Consider the following 7539-nt stretch of genomic DNA (forward strand, 5'->3'; position numbering starts at 1 on the left):
CTACCCGACAAATCGAGAGCACCATCGACGAGATTAAAACTCACCAGCGGAGCGCCGCCCGCGTCCTACCGCGGGCCCGCTTGAGTAAGGGGTGGGACGCAGCAGGATAGGGGTTGATTCCGGGCCGCCTAGGGGTGGCCATGATTCAATGCCGCACCGGCCACGACCGGCGATTGCACAAGCGGCAACGCTATGATTTCATGGGTCGGACCTGGTCGCCGACGTTGGCATCCGGGGTTGGTCTTGGGTGGAGCGTTGACGACTCCGGAAAGAAGATAGACCCCGCACGCGGCTCCCTGCACGCGAGCTGCCAGGCGTCTTAGGGCGCGTGGCACTCTGTCATCGGGGGAATGCTCCGGGATTCTGGCCCGGAGAGAATGGGAGACAGGTGGGCGAAATGGTGGGCGGCCGTCATCGCCAGTTGCCGCTTTCCGGTCTGACCGTCATCGACGTCTCGACCCTGTTCGCCGGGCCGCTGGCGGCCGGCATTCTCGGCGATTTCGGAGCGGACGTCATCAAAGTGGAGCACCCAAAGGGTGATCCGCTGCGTTCCTACGGTCCGATGTGTGACGAGTTTTCGCTGGCCTGGAAAGTGGTCAACCGAAACAAGAAGAGTATCCTGCTCGACCTTCATGAACCCGGGGACAGGGATGCGTTCCTGCGGCTGTCCGGCCACGCCGACGTTGTCATCGAGAATTTCCGGCCGGGCACCCTGGAGAAGTGGGGACTCGGCGCGGACGTCCTGACGGCCCACAACCCCCGTTTGGTGCTGACCAGGGTCACCGCGTTCGGCCAGGACGGGCCCTATGCCGACCGGCCGGGGTTCGGCACGCTCGCGGAGGCGATGAGTGGCCTGGCGGCCATGTCCGGTGAGGCGGACGGTCCGCCCTTGCTGCCCGCGTTCCCGCTCGGCGACGCCGTGGCCGGCCTGAATGCCGCCTGCGCCGTGCTGATGGCCTTGCGTGCGCGAGACAGGCTCGGGAACGGGCAGGTGGCCGACGTGTCCATCACCGAGTCGCTGCTCGGGCTGCTCGGGTTCCAGATCGCGGCCTTCGACAAGACCGGTGCAAGGCCGGTCCGGCAGGGCAATCGGTCGGCGAACAGTGCGCCGCGCAACGTCTACCGGTGCTCGGACGGTACCTGGGTGGCTGTATCGGCGTCGGCCCGGTCGGTGGCGGAACGGGTCATGCGGCTGATCGGGCGGGCGGAGCTGATAGACGAACCGTGGTTCGCCGCCGGCAGGCTGCGGGCCCGCCACCACGAAGTCGATCGGGCGGTGGCCGAGTGGATCGCGGAACGCGACCGGCCCTCGGTCATCGCGGCGTTCCGCGCGGCCCAGGCTGCCGTGGCGCCCGTCTACGAGTTCTCCGATGTCCTCGCCGACCCCCATTTCACCGAGCGTGGCTCCGTGATCGAGGTACCCGATGAGGACATCGGGTCCGTGCGGATGCCCGGCCCCGCCTTCCGGCTCTCCGGCACTCCTGGTCGCGTGCTCTCGGCCGGGCCCCGGCCGGGTCAGCATGCCAAGGAGGTTCTCTCGGCCCTGGGTGCCGACCGGGTGGAACCGCGAGTGCAGGAGCTCACCGGTGACTAGCGCACTTCAGGAGCAGTTGTTCCATCGAAGCTACCTCTACGTGTCGGGCAGTCAGCCACACCGGATCGAGCGCGCGTACGACTCCGCCGCCGATGCGGTGATGATCGATCTGGAGGATTCGGTGCCCGCCGCAGAGAAGCTCTACGCGCGGGAGGTGGCCGCGACGTACACGGCCACCGAGCCACGCAAACCGACCTATGTGCGGGTGAATTCGCTGCGCTCCGACTGGGGCGCGGACGATGTGCGGGCCGTCGCGGGCCGGGGCCTGTCCGGGGTGCGCATCGCCAAGACGGAGACACCGGACGAGGTGCGGACGGCGGCCCGGCTGCTCCGGGAAGCGGACTGCGCGGCCGTGCTGCATCTGCTGCTGGAGACGGCGTCCGGCCTGGAGGTCGTCTCCAGGCTGGCGACCGCGTCGCCCAAGGTCGCGATGATCGGGATCGGCGAGTACGACCTGCGCGCTGAGCTCAACTGCGATCTGGATGGCGCGATGATGGACGTCTGCCGGACCAGGGTCATCCTCGCCTCCCGCGCGGCGGGTCTGGCCAGCCCCTGCCAGGGCGTCTATCCGGAGGTGAACTCCGCCGAAGGCCTGCTGCGTAGCTGCCGGCACGGGAAGAGCCTGGGCTTCGTCGGCCGGATGGCGATCCATCCCGTACAGCTGCCGACGATCCACGAGGTCTACACGCCGGCTGTCGACGAGATCGCTGTCGCGGTGGAGATCTGTGCCGCGGCGCGCGTGGCGGAAGAGCGGAAATCGACGATCGTCTACACCGAGAGTGGACACATGGTCGCGCCGCCGATCATCGCGGCGGCGCGGCAGGTCATACATATCGCCACGGCGCTGAATCTGTTGCCCGGGGCGGGAGCCGGGGTGTCCGGGACCACGGAGCTGCCGTCATGACCGACCCCCTGCTCGCCGTGGTGCGGGCCGGGATCGAGGTCCTGGACCTGGCGCAGCCGCTGTTCAACGGCATGCCCTGTTCGCCGAACCACCCGGGGTTCCGGCTGAGCCTCACGCGCAGGCACGGGGACATGGTCCGGCCGGACGGGAGCTCGGCCGCCAGCGAGATGATCGTCACCGGCGGGCACGTCGGCACTCATATCGACGCGCTCGCCCACGCCTCGCACGAGGGCAGGCTCTTCGGCGGAGCGGACTGCATGGCCGCGCAGACCGGCGGGGTGTTCTCGGAACTCGGAGTGGACACCATCGCACCGATGATCTGTCCCGGCGTGTTCCTGGATATCGCCGCGCTGCACGACACCTCCCGCCTGGATCCCGGTTACGGGATCACCCCGCAGGATCTGGAAGGTGCTGCCGAAACGGCGGGCGTGCGGGTGGAAGCGGGCGGAGTCTGCCTGATCAACACCGGCTGGAGCTCGCTGTGGGACGACGCCACCGCGTATCTCGGCGTCGACAGCGGGGTGCCGGGGCTCACCGAGGAAGCGGCGCGCTGGCTGGCGCGGCAGCAGGTCATCGCGGCGGGTACCGACACCACGGCGTTCGAACAGATCCTGCCGAGACGTGGACACGCCGTCATGCCGGTGCATCGGATCCTCCTGGTGGAGAACGGGATCCACATCATCGAGCACCTGCGGTTCGACGAGCTGGTGGACTGCGGAGCCACCGAGTTCGTGTTCGTGCTGACGCCCTTGAAGATCGTCGGCGGGACCGGGTCAATGGTCCGGCCGCTGGCCCTGCTCGGAGCACGGTCATGAGCGCGCGGGGTGCATTGCTCGGCACGGTGGGCGGATTCGCCGAGGAGGTCATGAAGACCGGCCTGGGGCCCTCGCACCGGCACGCGGTGGCCGGACTGGTCCTGGACGCGGTGGGCAACATCGTACTCGGGACTCGTCAACCGGTCGCCAGCATCGCGCACCGCGTCGCCCGGCTCTGGGGCGATGCCGGGTCCGCCACCGTGGTCGGCCGGCCGATCGGCCTGCCGCCGACGGGCGCGGCCTTCGTCAACGGAACCCTCGCGCACTGCACGGACTTCGACGACACGCACCTTCCGTCCCTGCTGCACCCGGGGGCCGCGGTGATTCCGGCGGTCCTCGCCGTCGCCGAGGTCACCGGTGCGGACGGCCCGGAATCGCTGGACGCCATGCTGCTCGGCATCGAGTTGTGCATCCGGCTGGGAATGGCCGGATTCGACGAGGAACGGCGCAACTCGATCTACTTCGACCGGGGGCAGCACGCGACCTCCCTCTGCGGTGCGATCGCTAGCGCGGTGGCGGTGTCGGCCCTGCTGTCAGGTGACGCCGCCACGATCACCTCGGCCGGCGCGATCGCCGCCAGCATGAGTTCTGGCCTGATCGAAGCCAACCGGACCGGGGGAAGTGTCAAACAGATACACACCGGGTGGGCCGCCCACTGCGGTGTGGCCGCCGCTCAGCTGGCCGCGGCCGGCCTGACCGGGCCACACACGGTGCTGGAGGGCCGATTCGGATTCTTCACCGCATTCTGCGGCGAGCGCTCAGTGCCCCAGGTCGTCACCGACGATCTCGGCGAGCTGTGGCACGCCGACCAGGTACAGATCAAGCGGTACCCCTGCAACTACTTCACCCACGCCGGCGTGGACTGCGCGCTGGAGCTGCGGGCCCGTGGCGTCCGGCCCGCCGACGTGGCGGGCATCGAACTGGGCGTACCCGAACCGGCGCTGCGCACCATCGCCGAACCACGCGCAGCCAAGATTATCCCCGTCGGCGGCTACGCGGCTGCGTTCTCCGGGCCCTACACCTTCGCCGCTGCGTTGACCGGGGGCGGCGGGCTCGGGGTCCACCTGGCGGATTTCACCGACGAGGCCGCCCGGCGTGCGGAGGTCGTCGAGCTCGCGGCGCGGATCGGCTGCTCCGCCGATGCGGAATGCACGGAGGTGTTCCCGCGCCGGATCGGGACCCGGGCCCGGGTCACGCTGCGGGACGGGCGGGTCGAGGAGGTCCTGCGTTTCAACGATCGTCCGGGGCTGACCTACGGGGTCACCGGAGCGGAGTTGGACACGAAATTCGCGCTCAACTGTGAGGTGTTCGGCGCGGAACGGTCGGCCCTCGTGTCGGCCGAGATCCGGGCCCTGGTCAGTGCGACGTCAGCTAGATCCGTGATGTCGCTGCTGCGGACCGAGGGGAAGGAACGAAAACGTGGTGGCTCAGATCAAGCCGAATGACGATCCTCAATGGGCGGTACTCGATCCCGCGGGGTGGCCCGATGACGATGTCGAGTACCTGCGCACGGCGATGCGGTGGCATTTTGGCGAGGACACCGGATCCCCGTTCTGGCTGCTCAGGGCGGAGACCCTCGGGTTCGACCCGGTGCGGGAGATCCGGAGCTACGAGGATCTGCGACGCTTCCCGAACGTCGTCGAGGAGACCCGTGACATCCCGGTCGAGGACCTCATTCCCCGTGGTTACGGGAAGAACCCGCCCGCGCCCCGGGTCTTCGAGTCCGGCGGCACCACCGGGGTGCCGAAACGGATCATCCTCATGCCCGACTGGATGGACAGCGCCATCGACCGGATGATCGCCGGCCCCCAGTTCGCGGGGCGGGAACCCGGCAACATCCTGGTTGCGGTCCCCAGCGGGCCGCACAAGGCGGGCAGCCTGTACGACTACGTTGCCGCCCGGCAGAAGACGATCAAGTTTACCATCGACATCGACCCGCGCTGGGTGAAGAAGCTGGTCAAGACGAGGCAGCACGAGCAGGCCGCCGCCTATGTCGAGCACCTGCTGGACCAGATCGAGCACGTGCTGTCCAGCCAGCGGGTGTCCATGATGGTGATCACGCCGCCACTGCTTCGCGCCTGCGCACGCCGGCCCAGCCTCGTCGACCTGATCAACTCGAAGATCGAGCTCGTCTTCTGGGGCGGTGCGCACATGACCGTGGACGAACGGTTCGAGCTGAAGTACGAGTACTTCCCGAACGCGCGGATGCTGAGCAGGTACAGCAGTGCCATGATCCTCACCGGTGCCCGTGAGCGGCAGGGCACGAACGAGGACGAGGACCTGATCTACGACCCGCCGAGCCCGGTGGTCACCTTCCGGGTCGTCGACCCGGAGACCGGCGAACCGGTGGGCTACGGCAGTCGCGGCCAGGTGGTGATGAGCCACATCAGCAAGGGCATGTTCCTGCCGAACAACGCCGAGCGGGATTCCGCCATCCGCGTGCGCGCCCTGCCGGGACAGATCGGCGACTCCGTCTCCTCGCCCGCTCCGCTGGACGAGTTCGGAGGTGAACGTGTCATCGAGGGCATCTACTGACGATCGGGAGCGGCTGGAGGTGACGGCGACCCGCCGGCGTGGGATGGGTTACGCCGCCGCGGCGATGGGGGACCGGTGACCGAGACCCACGCACGGCCGTCGACGTATTCGGCCAACGGCGTCTCCCGGCTGGACGAGCTCGGCCGCCGGCGTGAGGAGGCCCGGGCCCCGGGCTCGGCCGAGGCGATGCGCACCCAGCGGCGCAAGGGAAAGCTGACGGCGCGGGAGCGGATCGAGCGGTTGCTGGACCCGGGTTCGTTCGTCGAACTCGACGAGTTTGTGCGGCACCGGGTGACGGGCTGGGGCATGGCCGACCGCAGGCCGTATGGGGACGGCGTCGTGACCGGGCACGGGACCGTGGACGGCAGGCCGATCTGCGTGTTCAGCCAGGATTTCACCGTCTTCGGCGGGACGCTGGGCGAGGCGTTCGGCCAGAAGATCGTGAAGGTGCTGGATCTCGCGTTGCGTACCGGATGCCCGGTCGTGGGCATCAACGACGGTGCCGGAGGGCGGATTCAGGAGGGGGTTGCCGCTCAGGCCCTCTACGGGGAGATCTTCTACCGCAATGTGGCGGCCTCGGGGGTGATCCCCCAGATCTCCATGATCATGGGGCCGTGCGCGGGTGGTGCGGTGTACTCGCCCGCGATCACCGACTTCACCGTGATGGTCGAGGGCACCTCACACATGTTCATCACCGGGCCCGAGGTCATCAGTGCCACCAACGGCGAGCGGATCGGTCTCGACGAGCTGGGCGGCGCTCGGGTGCACGGTTCCCGATCCGGCTGCACACACTACGCGGCTGCGGACGAGGAGGACGCCTTCGACTACGTGAAAACGCTGCTCGCGTACCTGCCGTCCAACAACCTCGAGGAGCCGCCCCTGTTCGCGGGCGATCCCGGCGCCCGCCCGAGCCACATCCCGGAACTCGACGGGATCGTCCCCGGATCCCCGCGCGAGCCGTACGACATGCGCGCGGTGATCTCCGCCGTCGTCGACGGCGGAGAACTGCTCGAAGTGTCCCCCGATTTCGCGGCCAACATCGTCGTCGGCTTCGCCCGGCTCGACGGCCACAGCATCGGAATCGTGGCCAACCAGCCGGCTCACCTGTCCGGATGCCTCGATATCGACGCCAGTGAAAAGGCCGCTCGGTTCGTCCGGCTCTGCGACGCGTTCAACATCCCGATCCTCACGTTCGTGGACACCCCCGGATTCCTGCCCGGCGCGGATCAGGAATGGAACGGGATAATCCGGCGTGGTGCCAAGCTGATCTACGCCTATGCCGAGGCTACCGTGCCATTGATGACGGTGGTGACCGGAAAGGCCTACGGTGGCGGCTACGTGGTCATGGGGTCGAAGCACCTGCACGCGGATGTCAACCTGGCCTGGCCGTCGGCACGAATCGCCGTGATGGGGGCCAGGGGCGCGGTCAGCGTGCTGTACCGGAGGGAGCTCGCGGTCGCGCCGGACCCCGAGCTGGCACGGGCCAGGTTCACCGACGACTACGAATCACACCTGGAAACCCCCTATGCCGCGGCCGAACGCGGCTATGTCGACGCGATCGTGGCCCCGTCGGAGACCAGAGCCAAGCTCACCGCGGCCTTACGCCTTCTACAGAAGAAGCGAGAGCAACGCATACCGAGGAAGCACGGGAACATCCCCCTGTGATCAGGGTACTGGGTGATGGCACGCTC

The 7539-nt window shown here is 68.4% G+C and carries 6 protein-coding genes; all 6 read left to right on the forward strand.

Features of this window, described 5'->3' with window-relative positions:
• Positions 1–397: 397 nt before the first annotated feature.
• The 6 genes from MJ797_RS24930 (at position 398) to MJ797_RS24955 (ending at position 7513) form a co-directional block, all read left to right on the forward strand.
• Positions 398–1594 carry a CaiB/BaiF CoA-transferase family protein gene (locus MJ797_RS24930; RefSeq protein ID WP_239341900.1) on the forward strand — a complete coding sequence of 399 codons (1197 nt, stop codon included), beginning with the start codon at positions 398–400 and terminating at the stop codon, positions 1592–1594.
• Positions 1587–2498 (forward strand): CoA ester lyase, encoded by a 912-nt coding sequence (locus MJ797_RS24935; protein WP_239341888.1) that lies wholly within the window; start codon positions 1587–1589, stop codon positions 2496–2498. Before MJ797_RS24930 ends, MJ797_RS24935 begins: the two co-directional genes overlap by 8 nt.
• The gene (locus MJ797_RS24940; protein WP_239341890.1) at positions 2495–3313 is read left to right on the forward strand and encodes a cyclase family protein; all 819 of its coding nucleotides are present in this window, start codon (positions 2495–2497) and stop codon (positions 3311–3313) included. Before MJ797_RS24935 ends, MJ797_RS24940 begins: the two co-directional genes overlap by 4 nt.
• Complete coding sequence (locus MJ797_RS24945) at positions 3310–4758, forward strand: MmgE/PrpD family protein (RefSeq protein WP_239341892.1); 1449 nt, start codon at positions 3310–3312, stop codon at positions 4756–4758. The genes MJ797_RS24940 and MJ797_RS24945 overlap by 4 nt, the downstream gene beginning before the upstream one ends.
• On the forward strand, positions 4733–5848 hold the full coding sequence (locus tag MJ797_RS24950) for a phenazine antibiotic biosynthesis protein (RefSeq protein ID WP_239341894.1): 1116 nt from the start codon (positions 4733–4735) through the stop codon (positions 5846–5848). The genes MJ797_RS24945 and MJ797_RS24950 overlap by 26 nt, the downstream gene beginning before the upstream one ends.
• A gap of 75 nt (positions 5849–5923) precedes the next feature.
• Entirely contained in the window at positions 5924–7513 is a 1590-nt protein-coding gene (locus MJ797_RS24955; RefSeq protein ID WP_239341897.1) for an acyl-CoA carboxylase subunit beta, read from the forward strand.
• Positions 7514–7539: the final 26 nt, after the last annotated feature.

This window comes from Protofrankia sp. CiP3, from assembly GCF_917627345.1.
Taxonomy (GTDB): domain Bacteria; phylum Actinomycetota; class Actinomycetes; order Frankiales; family Frankiaceae; genus Protofrankia.